This window comes from Litchfieldia stipae (assembly GCF_014837155.1).
In the GTDB taxonomy this organism is placed as follows: Bacteria; Bacillota; Bacilli; order Bacillales; family Bacillaceae_L; genus Litchfieldia.
In genome coordinates this window covers 88,216-107,070 of the sequence record NZ_JACYHA010000011.1, presented here as the reverse complement: position 1 = coordinate 107,070, position 18,855 = coordinate 88,216, and the positions used below count along the sequence as shown (strand labels likewise).

At 33.1% G+C, this 18,855-nt stretch carries 17 protein-coding genes; 2 read left to right on the top strand and 15 right to left on the bottom strand.

Going from position 1 to position 18,855, the window contains the following annotated elements; all coding sequences use genetic code 11:
* Nucleotides 1-28 precede the first annotated feature (28 nt).
* Nucleotides 29-280, top strand: coding sequence for a transcriptional regulator SplA domain-containing protein (locus tag F7888_RS13930; protein ID WP_191780352.1), 252 nt, complete (start codon nucleotides 29-31; stop codon nucleotides 278-280).
* Entirely contained in the window at nucleotides 277-1,302 is a 1,026-nt protein-coding gene (splB, locus tag F7888_RS13925) for a spore photoproduct lyase (RefSeq protein ID WP_191780350.1), read from the top strand. The genes F7888_RS13930 and splB overlap by 4 nt, the downstream gene beginning before the upstream one ends.
* A gap of 75 nt (nucleotides 1,303-1,377) precedes the next feature.
* Here the strand turns inward: splB and F7888_RS13920 are convergent, their stop codons facing one another.
* The 15 genes from F7888_RS13920 to F7888_RS13850 form a co-directional block, all read right to left on the bottom strand.
* On the bottom strand, nucleotides 1,378-1,965 hold the full coding sequence (locus F7888_RS13920) for a GNAT family N-acetyltransferase (protein WP_191780348.1): 588 nt from the start codon (nucleotides 1,963-1,965) through the stop codon (nucleotides 1,378-1,380).
* Nucleotides 1,966-2,244: 279 nt separating this feature from the next.
* The gene (locus tag F7888_RS13915) at nucleotides 2,245-2,436 is read right to left on the bottom strand and encodes a hypothetical protein (RefSeq protein ID WP_191780346.1); all 192 of its coding nucleotides are present in this window, start codon (nucleotides 2,434-2,436) and stop codon (nucleotides 2,245-2,247) included.
* Nucleotides 2,420-2,932: an HIT family protein gene (locus F7888_RS13910; RefSeq protein ID WP_191780345.1), complete on the bottom strand. Its 513-nt coding sequence runs from the start codon at nucleotides 2,930-2,932 to the stop codon at nucleotides 2,420-2,422. Before F7888_RS13910 ends, F7888_RS13915 begins: the two co-directional genes overlap by 17 nt.
* 791 nt (nucleotides 2,933-3,723) lie before the next feature.
* On the bottom strand, nucleotides 3,724-4,290 hold the full coding sequence (locus F7888_RS13905) for a GNAT family N-acetyltransferase (protein WP_191780343.1): 567 nt from the start codon (nucleotides 4,288-4,290) through the stop codon (nucleotides 3,724-3,726).
* Nucleotides 4,291-4,674: 384 nt separating this feature from the next.
* Complete coding sequence (locus tag F7888_RS13900; protein WP_191780341.1) at nucleotides 4,675-5,505, bottom strand: hypothetical protein; 831 nt, start codon at nucleotides 5,503-5,505, stop codon at nucleotides 4,675-4,677.
* Between the two features lie 198 nt (nucleotides 5,506-5,703).
* The gene (locus tag F7888_RS13895) at nucleotides 5,704-6,117 is read right to left on the bottom strand and encodes an NUDIX hydrolase (protein WP_191780339.1); all 414 of its coding nucleotides are present in this window, start codon (nucleotides 6,115-6,117) and stop codon (nucleotides 5,704-5,706) included.
* A 42-nt stretch (nucleotides 6,118-6,159) separates the two neighbouring features.
* A complete protein-coding gene (locus F7888_RS13890; protein WP_191780337.1) occupies nucleotides 6,160-7,011 on the bottom strand; it encodes a DUF2785 domain-containing protein in 852 nt (283 codons plus the stop codon).
* A 69-nt stretch (nucleotides 7,012-7,080) separates the two neighbouring features.
* On the bottom strand, nucleotides 7,081-7,266 hold the full coding sequence (locus F7888_RS13885; protein WP_225228795.1) for a DUF4083 domain-containing protein: 186 nt from the start codon (nucleotides 7,264-7,266) through the stop codon (nucleotides 7,081-7,083).
* Between the two features lie 265 nt (nucleotides 7,267-7,531).
* A complete protein-coding gene (locus tag F7888_RS13880; protein ID WP_191780335.1) occupies nucleotides 7,532-8,545 on the bottom strand; it encodes a serine hydrolase domain-containing protein in 1,014 nt (337 codons plus the stop codon).
* Between the two features lie 50 nt (nucleotides 8,546-8,595).
* Complete coding sequence (locus F7888_RS13875; RefSeq protein WP_225228804.1) at nucleotides 8,596-9,102, bottom strand: nucleotidyltransferase family protein; 507 nt, start codon at nucleotides 9,100-9,102, stop codon at nucleotides 8,596-8,598.
* Nucleotides 9,103-10,081: 979 nt separating this feature from the next.
* Entirely contained in the window at nucleotides 10,082-11,653 is a 1,572-nt protein-coding gene (locus F7888_RS13870) for a UvrD-helicase domain-containing protein (RefSeq protein WP_191780333.1), read from the bottom strand.
* Complete coding sequence (locus F7888_RS13865) at nucleotides 11,641-13,371, bottom strand: ATP-dependent nuclease (RefSeq protein WP_191780331.1); 1,731 nt, start codon at nucleotides 13,369-13,371, stop codon at nucleotides 11,641-11,643. The genes F7888_RS13870 and F7888_RS13865 overlap by 13 nt, the downstream gene beginning before the upstream one ends.
* Before the next feature lie 553 nt (nucleotides 13,372-13,924).
* Nucleotides 13,925-14,419, bottom strand: coding sequence for a DUF2538 family protein (locus tag F7888_RS13860; RefSeq protein ID WP_191780329.1), 495 nt, complete (start codon nucleotides 14,417-14,419; stop codon nucleotides 13,925-13,927).
* 114 nt (nucleotides 14,420-14,533) lie between these two features.
* Complete coding sequence (locus F7888_RS13855) at nucleotides 14,534-15,895, bottom strand: IS4 family transposase (RefSeq protein WP_191780401.1); 1,362 nt, start codon at nucleotides 15,893-15,895, stop codon at nucleotides 14,534-14,536.
* Between the two features lie 649 nt (nucleotides 15,896-16,544).
* Entirely contained in the window at nucleotides 16,545-18,359 is a 1,815-nt protein-coding gene (locus tag F7888_RS13850; protein WP_191780327.1) for a hypothetical protein, read from the bottom strand.
* Between the last annotated feature and the right edge of the window lie 496 nt (nucleotides 18,360-18,855).

Genomic DNA, 18,855 nt, shown 5'->3' with positions numbered 1-18,855 from the left:
AAAGCAATCTATAAGTGAGGGTGATTAAATGCAAAATCAGGATTATCAGGCTGGAGATATCGTTTATGTTTTTTACCGAAATCCCCATACCCAGGATGTAGCTAATATTCAAGCAGCAGCAGTCGTAAATAACCCAGAGAAAACAGACGAATTAGCCTTGTTTTTATACGAAACCTATTATCCACTATCAACTGAAATGGCCGTCTATACCACAGAAGAAGAAGCAAACCAAGCATATGAATATTATTATGGGGATGCCTCAGAAGGGGTTATCGAATGAAACCTTTTATCCCAAAACTAGTCTATTTTGAACCAGATGCACTAGAATATCCCTTAGGCAAAGAGCTCTACGAAAAATTCAGCAACATGGATATCGAAATCCGACAAACCACTTCTCATAATCAAGTACGAAATCTTCCAGGTGATAATGACTTTAAAAAATACCGGGTCGCAAAATCAACTCTTGTCGTTGGGATTAGAAAAACACTTAAATTTGACACGTCAAAGCCTTCAGCAGAGTACGCCATTCCATTTGCGACTGGTTGTATGGGCCATTGTCATTATTGCTATTTGCAAACAACGATGGGGAGTAAACCATATATTCGCACCTATGTGAATGTAGATGATATCCTTAACGCTGCTGATCAATACATTGAGGAGCGAGCACCAGAGATCACTAGGTTTGAAGCATCATGTACATCTGACATCGTCGGGATTGACCATTTGACCCACTCTCTTAAAAGAGCCATAGAACATTTTGGGAAATCTGAGCTCGGACACTTAAGATTTGTGACGAAGTTCCACCATGTTGATCATTTGCTTGACGCTAGGCATAATGGAAAAACCAGATTTCGTTTCAGTGTGAACGCAGATTACATCATTAAAAACTTCGAACCTGGAACATCTCCGCTGGAAAAACGAATTGAAGCTGCTGGCAAAGTAGCACGAGCTGGATATCCGCTTGGTTTTATTGTAGCCCCTATTTATCTGCATGAAGGATGGCAGGACGGATATTACAAGATGTTTGAGCGTTTAAATGCCGAGCTACCTCCTGATGCGAAAAAAGATTTGACCTTTGAATTTATCCAGCATCGTTTTACAAAACCCGCTAAGCGTGTCATTGAAAAAAATTATCCGATGACAAAGCTAGAGTTAGACGAAGAAAAAAGAAGGTATAAGTGGGGAAAATATGGAATCGGCAAATATATCTATCAAAAAGATGAAGAAGAAGACATCAAAAAACATCTTTACACTTATATGGAGAAATTTTTCCCTGATGCAAAATTAGAATACTTCACTTAATTAGATAATGGACAAGTCCACCATCATATCCGATCACACGAAAGAGCCTAACTATAGCTCTTTCGTGTCCTTCAATCATATGAATTCTTTAAACACATCACGCTTAATCGTATCCCACTCGGAATGGATAATACTGAAGTATATGTCATCTTGACTTTCACCAGATGAATCGATGTAATTTGATCGAAAGATCCCTTCTTGTGTGGCACCAAGCTTTTTAATCGCTTTTTGAGAACGGGTATTTCGACTATCTGCACTAAATTGAACTCTTCTAAACTCCATTTTTTCAAACGCAAATTTTAACAACTCAAATTTACAGGCTTTATTTAACCCTGATCCTCTAAATGCCTTACCATACCAAGTCCAACCGATTTCTACCCTTTTATTAGCAAACTGAATATTTCCAAATCTTGTAGAGCCTGCCACTTCATTGGTTCTTTTATCAATGATAATGAAAGGATATGAGCCTCCTACCTCTCTTTGATTAGTTGTCACGCTCACATACTTGTCCAACTCTTGTTCATTCTTACACTCGATTGTGTAATAAATTTCCTCATCATAAATGATATCTTTCAATTGCTCCTTGTATACCTCTTCAAAAGGGACTAACTTAACAATCTCATTTTCTAATATAATATTTTGCCTATAAAAATCATTGATCATTATTCTCTCTTCACCTCATTCGTTTTTTTAATATTTATAACTATAGCATAATTAATTCTACTTGTTCTGATTTATAGCAAGGCATCGTATATATTGTTGCTTTTAATGCCGCAGCCTGAATACACTCCGCGTCCTGTGGGGACCAACTCATCCCACGGGAGTCTCCGTGTATTCAGGCTGCTAGAAATCTCATTTTCAATAAATTATTGTCAAAAAAACAACAAACTTTGAGAAAACAGCCTATAGCAAAAAAAGAACAACAGAGTAATTGCTGCTCTTCTAAGAATCATCATCTTTTTTTCTTTTGAAAAAATTCGTTGCAATGATAAGCACAAGACCGATAATAATCAAAGGTAATGAGAACGAAGAATAATCCTGTGTATCTCTCGTTATTCTTAATGCCATACCTAATGCAAACGCCCCAATTCCCAATAAATTAATCATTCTTCCTACTTTAGTGTGTTTGATCAATGATTTTCCCTCCACTATTCAATTCTTCAGCTAATACCCTAATCGCTTTCATGACTTCTTGTATATTTTCGTCATGATTTAGTTCATGTCTTGCATGTAGTAAGACAGGTCTAACCGATTCTACTGACCTCCCAAACTCGTACATCCACTCATAGCGTGGTACCATCCACGTATGAAAATGATGTGTTGTATCTTCATTGTAAAAATAATACACATGTTCAATCCCTAAGACATTCCTTTGAGCAGCTCTAATCTTAGATAAGACATTGATGTAATCAAGCCTCTCCTCATCAGTTAATTCATCAAAACACTTAATATGACGTTTAGAGGCTAAAATGATTAAGCCTTTGATTGGATACGCCACATCTTGATGTGCATGAAAATACTCTGTTTCTATGACAACTCCACCGTCCGGTTCAATCAATCCACTTGTCAAAGCACAACTTAAACATTCTACTTCTACCACTTTTCCATTTGAAAGTGTTATCTTTCTCATAGGACCTCCCCTAAATTGATTACTTATAATAATAAGAGTACAATTCATTTTTCCAAAAATAAAGAAATTTAGTCATATGGTACTCCGGTACTGATTTTTAAAGGAGAAATGATCATTTCCATAGAAGTTATTGTAGTGAATGAAGAAGTATTAAGAGATGAGTTTGAATATACATAACTAATTTAAGTGAGGATGGGTTAATTTGAAGAAGAGATATAAAATACTAATACTAATTTTGATTGCAGTCTAGTTTGATAATAGGATATAAAAAATATTTATTTTCAATTGATAACATTGGTCATAGTACTTACTTCAGGGTTCCTGTTGAGTCGCCCAGTGGAAAATATACTGCTGACTCTTATTTTAAACATTGGGGTGGGGCTGCAGGGGGTGCTCATATATGGGTGAACATCACAGATACGAGAATAAAAAAGTTAGAACTATTTATTATAGTGATGGAAAAAGTAACTTTGCTATGGAATGAAAGGATGACAATACCATTTATATAAGAAATGATGAAGGTCCTGATTATCCTGGTTCTAATAGAAGTATAGAATTAGAGATTGAAAATGAAATTTATGATGAAAGAGCACGAGCTTGTGATAGTTGGGTAATGAATGACGATTATGAAACTTGTTATCGAAACTAATACTTATTATTTAACAAAAGAGTGGGCCATCGTTATCAATGGCCTTTGGTATGCACCTAACAACCTAATTAACACACATTTCAACAGTAAATTATCATATATACACCAAGTAAAAACGCTCAAAGCCTTCTTTAGTGTAACATTATTTAAAATTTATGTAATAGACCATATGGTCAGTCCACTCTTCATTTTCATATATAAACCCTTTACGAATACATTCGAATTCCATCCCAACACTTTCAGCTAAATTTATAGAAGCTGTATTATCTAAATTGATGTGAGCTTCAATCCGATGGAATTCTAACCGTTCAAAAGCAATGTTAAGAGCTCCTTTTACTGCTTCTTTTCCGTAACCTTTTCTCCAATAATGATTATGAATTGTGTATCCAATTCTTCCCCATTGGAATTCGTCCCTGGCTAAAGTTGAGAAATCTACCATCCCCAAGTGAGTACCATCTTCTTTTCTAAACACTCCAAAAACGTGAGCAACATCTGTCAAAGCTAACTCCTGATGTTTATCAACCAAATTGGCAAACCATTCAAACGTGCATTCATTCATATCAATTTTTCCTTTATCGTGTCTATGTTGAGATAAATGACGATTTTCAAATTCATTAAGCCAATTTTTATAATCTTGTTTTTTCAAGGGTCTTATTACTAATCTTTCTGTTTCTAAAACAATATCAAATTCTTGTTTTTTCAATAACAATGTAACATCTCCTCTGAGTTAATTATTATCTATTTCCCTTTAAAAAAGTAGTTCACTTGATATTAAGTGAACTACCCTAGATAAATTATATCTATTAATCCAATCATTTTACCAATAATTTAAAATCGTTGTGCAGACGTATCACATTGTTCCGTGTGATTTATAAGCGAAATAACAATTGTAGTAAGTTCGCAGAATAGTTATAACCATCTGAGGATACTTCGGATTGAAGTTTGAATAGATATAACTTTTCCATCCCCATGGGTAGTGGTTAAAGGTCTTTCTAAAATGGATAACCTACTGTAAATGTGTTGTTACGTATTCGTTGCATTGTCATTGAAATTCATTATTTAGGTAGCTACATCTTTCGGTTCACGATGATAATTATAGTTGATTAACCCCATATACCTCAAATTCGGTCAAAGCGGGAAAAGGGGATTCATCTTTTGCTTTGATCAAATTTGTTAATCGCACATTTGTAACCGTTCTCTTTTCAAAACTAAAAAATTGAGGTTCTTTTGTTTTTTGCAAACTGAATGTTTCACTCGACTCATCTGAGAAAACAACAGTAACCTCTGTCCAATAACTGTCATGTGGAAAATCTGCTCTTATTGTTATACTAACCTTATCAACCTCAATTGGTCTTCCAAAATCAATGGTCAATGTCGCATCTGACTGCCTGTTAATTCCCCAAGACTGGTAAGGATATGACCCATGACTATTATTTGCATATATCCCGTTAATCGCGTTGCAAGCAAAGAAGGTTGCATCATTTCTAGTTTCAACATTTGCACTCGCATGAGGATACGCACCTGAAAAGTCCTTTTGATCATGAGGATTTAATGCCCAATTCTGATATCTAGTAATCTCTTCATTCGTAGCATATCTAACAGCTAAATAATGTCTTTTGTTCGTAAAGCGATGATCCGGCATAGCCTCAAATGATGTATTCTCCTTGCTTATCTTGTATTTCCAACTATGGTCAGGGATAAAGACAATTGTGCTATCAATACTTTCATCAAGCTTGACCATCAGAAATCGATTCTTCTGCTCTACAAATACCTCGATTACATCCTCCTCCTCATACACAAAATCTTGAGAAGCGATATAACACATCCTTTCGCCAACGCTCTCTAACAAATGATTTTCCTCTTCATAATCATTGATTCCCATCTTCACATTTCCGAATTGATCTTTAATACTTAGCTTAAGCATTTAGACACCTCCATAATAATTTCTCTGGCTTTCCCGATTAATAATTTTAAAGATGTAGGAATGATAGATGTATCAGGTTCTAATCCCTAAATCTTATTCTATTAATATTGTACTATATATTCAAAATATTATAATAAATATTAAGTAAAATTTTAGGAGTTTATGTAACTATCAATTACTTGGAATTACCTATAGACCTCAATTAGTGCCTTGATTGAAATATTGTGCCTTACCTTGTAGAAGTTCTTTTATACCTCCTGAATAGTAGGGAGCCCTCTCTTCAACTTCTTTAATTTCAACCCATTCAATGTTAACTATTTCTTCTGACCTCTTGATTTCCACAATCCCACCTGCAATTAACCCTTCAAAAGTAAAGAAAATGGCATGGTGATTTCTTTTCTTAAATTTGCCTTCGTTAATGGCAAGTATTTTGCCAGGTGCAATAATTAGACCAGTCTCCTCATATACTTCTCGAATCACTGCTTCCAATAAAAACTCCCCTGCTTTAACTCTACCACCCGGCAATGACCAATGCCCCTCATGATTATCAACCATTAAAATCTGATTGTTTTTATTCTTAATTAGTGCATAGACTACCTTTACTTCTTCCATAAAATGCCCCCCTAGTATTTCATGAAATCTAAGAAAAACTTTCTACATTTCTTTAAGACAATTCTCAATACTCGTTTTAAGAGATACGTAATTAGAACTACTCTTTATTTGAAAATGAAAGCTCTTTAAAAATACTTTACAATTAAATAGGAGAAACCAATAATTTTCTTCAGCAAGCTGTTCTTTCTGCCGTTCTAACTCTTTTGGTATCTCTTTTACTAAACTCTCAATGTGGTCAAGCTCTAGTCCATTCTCTAACATGGTTAATAGCGGCATAATTAGTCGCTCATCCTCGTCATGAATATAAACACTTTCAGAAATGAATATCTTTGACCAAATTGCCTGTAGAATTTCCAAATAAGACACTTGCTCAATCTTCGGGTTATGTACAAGCTGACCAAACGCATCAGCTACATGTGCAATACTATGAGCCCACCCCTTCTTTGAAACATATCCCCTTAAGTCGATTTCAAGATTCATATATAATATTAATTTATCCTTTACCTTGTTTAGCATATCCTTCGTTAGAAAGTCATCCTCAGAATCTCGAAATATAATAAGGGCTATTATTAATGTAGTAAATGCTCTTGTGAAAACATGATCTGTCCCACTCTCACCAATCCCTTGAAATAATAGATCACTTATACATATACCTAATATCTCGCTTAACAATTCATGTTCAAGTTCATTCTGCTCAATAATTAACTGAAAAAAAGTGCCATAAATCAACTGATCTCTAAGTTCACTATCTGTAGCCCCAATATGATGAAGCATTGATTGAACCAGTATATATTTATTCTCTCCATTCCAATGCCTATCACTATTTTTAATCTCTTTCAAAATACCTTTCAAATCAAGTTCATTCATTGGAACTACGTTAACTAGTAAACTCATGTTTTCACCCTTTAACTTCTATAAAATTTCTACTACATTCAAATATTAATAGAAAAAAGGCTTCTATCTTCAGCCGTTAGATGACACCTTTTTTAATTGTTCGTTCACATCATCTAATTTCTTCTCAATTCTATCAAGTTGATTTCTTCGACCCTTGTTCAAACGAACAGAAGTCACGATTAGGACAATCAACAATATAAGAAATCCCCAAACGATTAGTTGATACAAGGCATCTCCAAGATTAAAATTGGCCAACTTCTCACTCCTAAATTTCAAAATATTTAAATATATAATAAATTCTAATCCATAATACACAAAGGGCAACCTATACTTTGCTTGTTTATGTTAACTACTTCTTGATAAACCTAATAATATTCATTCAAAAAAGAAGGGAACATATTATGCTAAGCGACCAATCTCTAAGTATGAACATTAATCGAGTTACTGACTTACTACAAAATAGAAACTTTTCCTCTGGGCACCATTTAATCATGTCTTTAAGCAGCCCATTTAATATCCACTACATACACTTCATAACTGTATTCCCAAACTCCCTGATATCGGATAAATAATCATAGCCTGGAGTAGAACCATAGCTATTAAACATACGGACTACGACTATATCATGCATAGGGATAACTAATACTGCCACACTCGTATATCCTAAGATTTGAAAGGAATTTTTAGGAACACTTTCACCAATTTCAGTGTTCAATGCAGGCAAATCCTTTACAAACCACAAAAATCCATTTTGAGGTAGATCCTTATTCAATAAGTTGGGTGTCTGAAGTGATGTCGCCAGTTTAATAATGTCTTTGGAAACTACTTGTCTACCATTTATGAAACCGCCCTTCAAATGGATATAACCCCAATATGCAAGTTCTCTTGTAGATACATACATATTCTTTTTATCCCCGTCTGTCCCCTTACTAGTTGACCAAAATTTATTATTTGGTTCTCTAATAACCTTCACTAGTTTCTCATTGTCTTCGTCATACCATCCAGTTTCCTTAAAATCCAATTGTTTAAAAACCTGTTCTCTTAGAATTTGAGCTATTGTTTTTCCTGTGCTTAGTTTTACAATTTGTACTAAAAGCTCAATCCCTATATCACGATATGCCCAACTTTGTCCCGGAGGAAACTCTCGGATCATTCTACCTTCTTTGGTGTTTAAACCATGCGTATGTGTAAGTAGGTGCCTAATTGTAGTATTGTCTAAAAGTTCAGTGTAAGGGTCTGATAGATATTTAGTAACCCCATCATCAATCGACTCTATGTAACTATGATGTACAGCATAAGCAACAGCAAAGCCAATATAACTTTTACGAACAGAAGCCACATGGAATTGTGAGTCTTTTTGAATTGGTCTTGCCTCAGGTGCTTTTGACTGTTTTCCCCAATATTCTTCTGACACAATTTTATTCTTATAAATAACTATCACACCAGCACCAGAACAATCAAGAATCTTAGCAGTATTTTTCACATGTGATACTACTGGATAAAACTGATGATTTAACTTTCTCTCTATTATCATAATTACTCCTTATTCTCCTATATTTTCTATATCCATTGTTCCAAAACATTTTATACTTTTATCTTATCCCAAATTGATTGCCAATTCTTTTTCCTTATTCTTTCCTCATAGATTACCATTCGTTCCTTAGTCTCCATAAAATATGGGGTCGGATTAACCTCCATATTGATTACATCGTGAATTCCGCAGGGAGCAATCAATATAAGATTATCATTAGCGTCTAATGTTACGCCCAATGCTGTAACTGTTTCAGGAAATTTTGAGATTGCATCTAGTGAAGAACTATATGGGGGATTATTGTTTATGACATGCATTCTTCCTTGGTTTTTTACTGACCAAGGGATATCCGATCTATATAATTTTAATTTCTTCTCCAATTCTTTTTCATATGACTCATTCGTATTTGTAGGATCATAATAAACAACATCCACATCAGGTAATGGGGTTCTCTGACTAAAATCATGTAATACGTCCCAAATTTTTGTTCTTACAAAACCTGCACATACCCACCAATCAGGTAAGTTTAACTTCTTTGAAGTTATTAATATTTCCATCATCCATTTATCTTCTTGTATTAAAGAAATAATATCATTCTCGTTTTTTATCACCCTAGTAACTCCTTCTAAAATGTAATATCTTACTATTTCTTCATTTGTAAGGAGAATCCTCCACCCCCTTGCCTTCTCTTCTCTTTTCTTATTCTTCTCCACCATGGGATTATTTTCGAGTCCCACAAAAAAAGGCTTATCCCGTAAGAGACAGCCATGATTATCACATTCAATTTTTATTTATTACTATTTCTGTATAACAAAAATAGAAATCACTCAAATCACCCGCCTCAAACCCGCATTCCACCGTTCGAGTTAAAATAAAGATTTCCGACCGAACCCCTATTTTGGACGATTTTAAATTCAAAAATGACCGTTTTTCCTCCTGTTTTTCTACACTTTTTTCACGTTTTTTCGGGTGTTAAAATAGAAATCTCCGATTTTGGAATGAAGAATAAACGGAGAAATGAATAGAGGAATGAAGAAAAAGCATTGAGAAAAGAAGGGATAAGACCTTCGGTCTCTTATTGAATCGCTGCCTAAGTAAACTATTGAAAAAAGCCTGATACAGCATGGGATAAGTAAGAGTTAATAATCATAAAACTATTGAAATTTTATTGATTTTTTATTGAATTATACCAGAAAAAATCCCGGGTTCCTAATGAGGAAAAACCGGGATTATATTGATCCAGAAACGGAAATCGGAAATGTTTATTTTAACTGAAATCGAGTCTGAATCGGAAATGTTTATTATGGTTCGGAAGAGTTTATTTTTTTGTTACAATTTCAAAACCAACTTAGCAACTGCCTCCACATGTGTCGAGTACTGACGGTAGGAAAACATACAAAAAATGAGATGTAGTGGTGCATCATTTTCCTAATCTGTTAAATCTTTATTGCTTTTCGTTGACCCTTTTAATAGCTTTGATAAAATCTTGTGATTTTATTAGGATCTTCATCATTTAGAAAATAAAACCACCATAGTTTTTTAAGGAACCTCTAGTTTACTTTTAGTTAGATCAATCATTTCTATAATATCAGGAGTATTAATTCGAAAACCTAGTTTTTGAGTTTCGATAACCACATTTTCAATTTCTTCTAAGTACTTTTTTCCTCTATAGTCGTTCTTTAGCAAAATTAAAAGTCTATTTTTAGGGCGTGAAACTGCCACATAATGTAAATATCTATCATTTTCATTACGAAAATTATATTCGTTACCATTAATAATAACTTGTTCGAATTCTAGTCCTTTAGATGAGTGTATAGTAGATGTAGTTTGTCTGTATTTTTCTGCGTTATAATATGGAATATATCTCTGATCAGAAATCACGGTATATAATATATTAATTTCATTACTCATTTTCTCATTCAAGCTGCTGTAACCTAAATACCTATAGAATTCTATACAACTATTATAAAAATCACTTTTATTTAGTAGATTTTGTTTAACCTTCAGTAGTAAGCTTCTAATTTTTCTTATTTCAAAGGCATCGGGCATTGGTATTTCTAAAAGAACATCGTATTCGTTATATCTATCCTCAAGAAGATATGAGGCTAGCATTCTAGCTATCCATACGTGTTCACTTTCCAAATCACCATTGTCTAGAGGGGAATGTGGTAAGTAAACAAACTCTATTTCTCGTTCTTTTAATAAGTTACTCCAGTCCTCAGCAGTGTCTCTTCTATAATTTAGGAAAGAGCATTTTTGGTCTTTATTTAACCAATTTTCAATATAATCAAGTGCATCATTCTCATTAGTGTATACAATCAACTGCACCTCACTATTAAATTCACAAACATTATAATTATTTCTTGCTTCTTCCATGAATATATTCGAGTAATTTTGAATAGGTTGGTTAGAACGAAAGTTATGCCATAGGTTAAACGTGTGGAAGTCATCTCTTTTCATAAGGTCCTTGAATCCATCACTATAAGCACCTCTCCATCCATAGATAGATTGCTTAATATCACCAACAAGAAATAATGGTATTTTAAGATTATCAGAGATATATATAAATAAATTATGCATGTCTACATCACAATCTTGATATTCATCAATATATAATCTAAAGTATTTTGATTTTAGATACCTTCTAGCTGAAGCTGAATTTTTAAGTATATCAAGACCTAACTGAAATGCAAAATTTTTATGGTTATTATCATACTTACACAAATAACCATCTTCTCTAATTTTACCAACCCCTTCATCAAATTTATTAATCATATTTTGATTTGAATAGTCGGGAAATATCTCTTTCTTAAATTCATTACCATAAACATCATACATAAATGGTTGAATTATTTCGGTTAGTACAAAATTATCGTTTGTTCCTATAAACCCAGTACCTTTATTTATTCCTAGTCTATCTTTAATTTCTTTTGCTGCTTTTCGAGTAAATGTGATAGCAGCAAAAGTTTGATAGTTATTCACATTATTAACATCTCGTATAATTCTATTAACAGTTGTATAAGTTTTCCCTGTTCCTGCACTAGCACTTATAACAATATTTCCATTTATATTTAGAATCTGGTCTCGAATATCAATATCTACTGGGCGCATGATTCTATCAACTCCTTTATACAACCAAAATACTCATGGTTAACTATAGATTTACAATGTCTAGAGTTTAATGTCTTACAAAGTTCTATCATGTTAATCATCTTAGCTGTTTGTAAGAAATCAACTCCATTTTTCCTTGAATGATTATTCTTTGCAAGTAGATCCATTTGATTAGGAATTATTTCATACAGGTCATTTTCTAAATCTATACGTGAAATATAAACACCTTTATTTCTTAACTCCTTAAATTCTACACTATAATCCTTATCATAAAGACTTTTTTGTAACGCTTTCTTATATTCAGGGTCATTTTCATATTTATAAACATCAATACCCAATTTATTAGGCTTATTAGGAGAACCTACTATTGATAACCCTCTATTTAATCCCAAAAGATTACATTCGCTTTTTTTCTTATTAAGTTTTAAGTCGTTATCAGTTTTTACTATGACTTTTATCCCCAAACTTGATAGAACTCTGTAATATTCACTAAAATCTATTCCATCTACTTGAAGGATGTACCCTCCGAAACTCTCATATCTTTCATGCTTTTCTCTTAGAATTCTTTCAAAGAGAACTTTTTCTGATGGCCCCTCAACTAATAAAACCACGTCTGCAAATATTGCTTCAGATAAATTTTCATTTAGTTTATGTTTTACCTTCTTATAGTTATCTGGAACTACATATGTATAAGATTTTGCATTCACCTTTTTGTCTTTAAATAGTTTAATGAGATTTACATCATCCATTTGACTCACAATTAATGATGAATGTGTGGTGATAAATAAGTATTTAAAAATACCATCACTAAATAATTGGTATGAGAGTGCAATCTGCATAGAACGGTGAAGATGATTCTCTAACTCTTCAATCAAAAAAATATTAATTTTTTTATCTTCATTTCTTCTGTTTTCTAAAGCCAATAATGTATAAGCTAAGATTTTTTTTCTACCATCCCCACCAGTCGGATAAGTTTCAGAATCCTCATTTAATATATACGGTGTTAATTTTGAGTGAATATTACTCAACTCGATTTCCGACTGGATAGAGATTTTTAAATTCTTTTCATCTCGAAATCTTTTATATTCCTTTACTAAATCACTTTCAAACTTCTTAATACTTTTTAGTCTACCAATACTTTTATTTAAATTTCCTATGTGTAGATTAACCTTTTTTCTTTCTGTTTCATCTAAACTTGTGTCTGCTCTAAGAATTTCTCTTGTGTATCTCCTAAATTCATTATCCATTTTTATTGACGAATCAATATAAACTACGTTAAATAACCTATCTACCTCATAAAAAGATTGATTACTAGGGATTGCATCTAAATTATTCTTGTCTGACCCCCAAAATAACTCAGGTTCTCCCCTAAGTGTTTCAGGATTGTATTTAGCCTTTAATTGAAAGAATACTACTTTTGCATCAGATGGTATTGCACCCTTCATTGCAGTATAAATCTTTTTATTATCTTCACTAGACTCATCCTCAATATTTACCTCTAAGATAATATTTATTTCACCATCAATTTTCTTATTAAAAAAATCAGTATCTACAAATCCATATTTTCTAAAGTCTCTATCAAGTAAAAACCTCAGCGCACCCAAAAAATTGGTTTTACCAATATCATTTAACCCAAATATTACATTCCGATTAGTTAAATCTAAACTTATTTCTTCAAAGTTTCTAAATCCTTTGATATATATTGAATTAAACCTCATATTAACCAACCTTTCAGAGAAGTAGTGTCCTTATAAGAAAATCTTACCAAATACTAAATCTAATAATCTACAAATTCCGATAAAAATTTTAAGGTTCTTTTTTTCATATTCTGTCTCTATAACAAGTAATTTATAAATTAATTGATTGGCGACAAATGTATTTGCTCATTGGATTTTGAGCCACTCCGATTACATCATCTCATCTTAAACCACTATTGATTTTGCAATTAGAAAATCTGTAATGTCATGATACGGAGCCATTAGAGGCATGATTTGACTATCGAAATCGACACATCATGGTTATTTCAATTAGCAACAAGCCTATCATGCCTCTCACACCATATCAAGACGGTATTCTAACTGGAAAGGGAGCGGCTCAATGTACAACAAATTACACACAAATAAAAAGCCCATAAAATGAGCTTCTTTTTCACTAGTAAATACAATTAACATTGATTTAAGTATCTGCGAAACTAATATTAAAAGTTTTCAATTTCTGACTTTCGGTTATTCAATCAAATACTTATTAAGTTTTATTGATTACTTAAAACTATTATAAAATCGAGAACAATTCAGCGTCTTTTTCCCTCCGGATTTTTAATGCTTGAATTAATACTTCAAAAAGGCTATCATCAAAGTCTGTAATAGCATCCATTATTCGAAATGCCTTATGCCTATCGGTAAATAACACTTCTACGATATTAACTATTGTCTTGTACGATGCAGGCAAGGAATAATATGCATCGCTGTAATCAGAGGAACCATCTTTTTCCCGTAATACTTCAAAATAATATTCTAGATATTCTTCATCAGTTTCTTCATCATACATTTCTATATATTTCCCTTTCACAGCATAAACCCATTCAAGAGGTTGTTCACTACCTGCGATCCCATCAATTCTACTATAAATTTCCGGTAGAGAAATAATATAAATCGCACAACGATAATCGCTCAATTGTTCTGCTGACCGAAAATCTTTTAACATTTTTTCATAGTTCCCTTCATGACACTCATCAATAAAATATAAAGAGTATTTTTCACTAAACACACTGATTTCCACCTTTCAAATTTAATTGTTTAATAGAAAAAACCCCGTCAAATAAATACGCACAGTATGAAATCGTGCATTTTATTTGATGGGGCTTTCCCTTATTTTATTAACTCAACTTTCGCAGAGTGAAATCGGCAAATAAGCCTTGATATAATTAGGAAGGCTAGAGATCCACTGCTCCAGTTGACTTTGAATTAACTTTTTGATTTTCTTATTTGTTTGTTCTAGCGCATCTTGAAGAAGCTCAATTAACTGTTGTAAAGCTACGGCCCAATCAAGTTCATTGACTTCGTCACATAATTCGTAAAACAGACCTCCTATTGTGCGTTGATCGGTGTTGCAGCGATTTTGCCAAGATAGCACGATAAAACGAGCAAACACAATAGTTGTATGGCTAATCAGTGCATCGTATGAACGACTTTGGAACTCTTTTTCAAGTTTCAAGAGTGATTTAGCCGTCTTAAAGAAAACCTCAATATCCCAACGCATTCCATAGATTCGGACGATGTCTTGTTCTGAAAGAGTGCAGTCGGTGCTGAGGATGGCTAGCCATTCACTTTTCTTGTTTCTGTTTCGAATAAATACAACTTTTACTGATGTTCCATTAGCCATAGTTGTATGGATGGAACGAAGAATTCCTTTCTTTGATTGAACAGGCACAGCTAGGCGGTAAAGCTGTTTTAAAGAAACCATCTCTCCGCTAACGTTGTAACGCTGTTTTGTTTCTTTGACCATGCCGATTACGTCTAATCCTTGATCAACAATGTTTTTGACAAGAGGTGGCAAGGTAAACCAAGAATCCATTAGGACATAACTGGCTTCTATTCCACTATCTAACGCGCGTCTTATCATGTCAGGGATTTGTTCAGGCAAGGTTTGTAGTGCATTTTCTCGACGTTTATAACCGCATGTGCGTTTGTCTATATGTTCGGAGATTCCATTGATTTGAGCGTTTTTAGAACTAACCAATGAAAAGTCGATTGGCATAAATGTATGTCCATCAGACCAGCCCATAGTCAACATACGAAAACCCTTATAGAAACGCATTTTGAGGGATGCATGATCAAAGCAACGTGAAAGTAACTCAACCTTTTTACTACGATTTCGATCATAAGCGGAATCATCAAAAATGAATACCTTTGGGCGACTTTTGTCAGTAAGACGACTAACTTTCTTAATTGTAAAGGTGCTTAATAGCAGTAGGAAACGGCGCCAATTGAATGTTGATTGATTTAAAAAACGATAAACAGCGTCCTTGGCTGGATACTTATCGGCCTTCTTTGAATCAAGAATAGAAAACCAATTTTTATGTTGGAAAATCAAACAGAAAACGAGCTGAAATAAGTAGGAACAGCTGAAACCAAAAGATTTTTTAATTCCCGCCTGGCGTAGATGTTTATACATTTCAAGCTCAGAAAAAACAGAATCAAGTTCATTTGGTAGTTGATTATATTGGCTATTTTGGTCTATCATATAGGGAGCACCTCTTCTGTATGGTAGTGTTTTCTCGTCAATTACACTATACCAAAAGATTGAGGTGCTTTTCATTTTTCATTAACATTGTCAAGTAACATAATGAAAAGGCCGTAGGCCTTTAACAATCAACATTGATCACCTACTTTATTGGTGCGAAAGTTGAGTTATTAATATAAAATCAGTTTAGTTCAAATAAAACTGTATTTTAATACTCTATAAAAAATTATTTACGTTAGTTTCTAGTTTCCGAAGGTTCATAAGAGATGACTTGTAAACAGATTCACGTTATCTCATTACTTTGAAAAAACGAACGACCATGCATCGACTACGGAATATCCAATCGGAACACTAAAAGTTCCAATTATGTTCCGAATTTTAATCGTCTTTGGAACATAAAAATAACCGTAAACCCACGTGTTATTAGGGTTTTATTACTTTTTATTAATTTTGTTCCAAACTTCCAATAGTTTATTGAATATTAAGCAAAAATTTAACTATTTGCCTTTTAAATAAATCTAATATATACGGCAGCACTAAACAAAAATTTTGGGAGCAATAGAACAATGCCTTCGGAAACCTTGATATTGCTGAAATTCTTTTGTTCCAATTGTTCTTAAATTTTTGGAACAAGACTAAACTACACGGATTAATTATAAAAATAAACCATTGTATCCGGTAGATCGGGATGTATTATCCCCTCCTTAATTAACTCTGGGTTATTAGGGTGAGTAAGCTGTATAATCCATGCAGTAGGCTGACTTTGTCCAATACGAAGTTTTCGAGTCCCCCCAAAAAACGATTGATTTTGAATGTCTTTAATTGCTTTATGGCTCGTTGTATAAAACGGAGTCTTTTCATTACTCTTGTATGCTTCTATGACGTTAGAAGGAGCTAAATACAAATAAACATGGCCATCCTTCTGCTTGATACACTTATAATCAATGTCTTTATTTATAACACCTTTATTCGCAAGTAATCCAATTTTCATTAAGAATTGCATTGACGGATGATCACTTTCCGTCGCTCTTTTTGTTTCCTTCATTTCTTCATATATAAAAAGATATATAGTTTTCAACTCATCTTCCGAAATTAGCTCCATTTCAAAAAAATTATTCAAATGTTTAATGGCAGCTAAAGCACCAGCTAAGAATATAGCATAGTTGCAGCGTATACGGACATCGATATTTGTCCACCCCTGTTTTATAAAATAAGCTGTAATTTCATCATATAAGTCTAATAAATATGATTGCCATACATGAGAAGTTCGCATAAGAAATTGACCAATCCAAAAAGGCATTTGACTGTCCTTAACTTTCTTATATACATCTTCATTCTTAGTAATTTTGGAAGAATCAATAAGAATGGAACGTTGTATGATTGATGCAACACTAGTCAACACCTCTCCACCTAAAAATAACGTACCTCTTGTCGGATAATAAACCAATCTTTCTTCATCTTTATGTCCTCTTTTTAATATAGAACGCATGTAAATAACCTTTATAGTATCGGACAAATATTTAAAGAAATCTCTCCCACGTGACCTATCATTTTTATCTTCTGCTTCATCGATAATAAACGGAAGACTTGCTTTTCCACTAATACCTTTTCTTAATCCATCTAAAGATGGAGGATTTGTTAGTGATACCTTCATCCCCGAAAATTTAGAGATAATATTAATAAATGCGCTTTTTCCATGTCCAGCTTTCCCGTGAGTATATAAAAATGGGAAAAAGTCCGTTTTTTCAGTAATAGCGTCAACATGAAATGAACTTGCTATATATCCAAAACCTAGATATGAATAATCCTTATACAGCTTTTTCAAATCTCTAAAGTATTCAACAATTTCCTTCTTAGATGGCTCAGTTGAAATATGCGGTTGGATGAAATATTCATCATCCTTATCTACCTCTAGCTTGAAATAACTGTTGTCAATTTCAAAAATCCCATCATTATTAGGAAAATAAACATTTGCTTGAGAGTATGCATGGGTAGGGAAAATCCAAATTTCCTCTTTTGAATTCCAGCCTATATAGGGTATCATAGTGATTTCTTTTGAAGCCCCAACCATAATAAAATCGATTAAATCGTCTAAATGATGCTGCTTACCTTTCCAATTAAATTTGCCTTGATTTATACAAAACTTCTTAAAAGAATGATTAATCGCTAAGGTTTCACCATCTAGCTCAACTACCCTTGAATAATTGTTAGAGATAAACTTTAATATAAACTTTGTTAAACCCTTCTTACTTTTAGTAAAATAAAGCGGTTCGATAATGAAGTTTGATAACGGATCTTCCCTAGAAACGCCATTATTCCCTTTACCTTCCAAATAGTAAAAGTTTTCTTTATTATTTATTAATATATTCGAATCAGTATTAAGGGCCATCAGCAGCTCGCAATACAACCCAATACTATTTCCTATACTTGTCTTCTTTCTTTCTATAGAGTTTGATTTCTCCATTAATATTCCTCCTAAATTAAAACAACCCCCAACAAACCTGAAAACGAAGATATGCTTTGCATCTTCTTTTCCAAGCTCATTGGGGGTTTCCCTTGTTTATTAGTTATTAAATTCTGTACTTGTTTTTCCATCGTTTTATCGATTTAGTATTACGCAAGGTCTAAACAGACAATGTCCGTAATTTTATTAATTATCATTCTCCTTTAAGGATTCACTACCTTATTGCGAAATCTTAAATATTATATTATTAAGATTTTAATATTTTAATAGCATTAGCAAAAATACTTTTTTTGAAACACTTCTTTGATAATCCATAGTATTGATCAGCTACATGGAATATTATATTTCTGGCGAACAGATGTTTAGAAAATGTTTTATAAAAATGATGATATTTTCTTTAAGCATTAGGATGATTACAGTCAAGAATGTACCTATCTGTGACATGTTTTTTACCAGCAGTTGCCACGAAATTTACCACTTGCTGTCAAAGTATTTG

Bases quoted from the DNA above. Each gene is read 5' to 3' on its own strand.
- F7888_RS13930 (WP_191780352.1), top strand. From the start codon at position 29: ATGCAAAATCAGGATTATCAGGCTGGAGATATCGTTTATGTTTTTTAC.
- splB (WP_191780350.1), top strand. From the start codon at position 277: ATGAAACCTTTTATCCCAAAACTAGTCTATTTTGAACCAGATGCACTA.
- F7888_RS13920 (WP_191780348.1), bottom strand. From the start codon at position 1,965: ATGATCAATGATTTTTATAGGCAAAATATTATATTAGAAAATGAGATT.
- F7888_RS13910 (WP_191780345.1), bottom strand. From the start codon at position 2,932: ATGAGAAAGATAACACTTTCAAATGGAAAAGTGGTAGAAGTAGAATGT.
- F7888_RS13900 (WP_191780341.1), bottom strand. From the start codon at position 5,505: ATGCTTAAGCTAAGTATTAAAGATCAATTCGGAAATGTGAAGATGGGA.
- F7888_RS13895 (WP_191780339.1), bottom strand. From the start codon at position 6,117: ATGGAAGAAGTAAAGGTAGTCTATGCACTAATTAAGAATAAAAACAAT.
- F7888_RS13890 (WP_191780337.1), bottom strand. From the start codon at position 7,011: ATGAGTTTACTAGTTAACGTAGTTCCAATGAATGAACTTGATTTGAAA.
- F7888_RS13880 (WP_191780335.1), bottom strand. From the start codon at position 8,545: ATGATAATAGAGAGAAAGTTAAATCATCAGTTTTATCCAGTAGTATCA.
- F7888_RS13875 (WP_225228804.1), bottom strand. From the start codon at position 9,102: ATGATGGAAATATTAATAACTTCAAAGAAGTTAAACTTACCTGATTGG.
- F7888_RS13870 (WP_191780333.1), bottom strand. From the start codon at position 11,653: ATGCGCCCAGTAGATATTGATATTCGAGACCAGATTCTAAATATAAAT.
- F7888_RS13865 (WP_191780331.1), bottom strand. From the start codon at position 13,371: ATGAGGTTTAATTCAATATATATCAAAGGATTTAGAAACTTTGAAGAA.
- F7888_RS13855 (WP_191780401.1), bottom strand. From the start codon at position 15,895: ATGATAGACCAAAATAGCCAATATAATCAACTACCAAATGAACTTGAT.
- F7888_RS13850 (WP_191780327.1), bottom strand. From the start codon at position 18,359: ATGGAGAAATCAAACTCTATAGAAAGAAAGAAGACAAGTATAGGAAAT.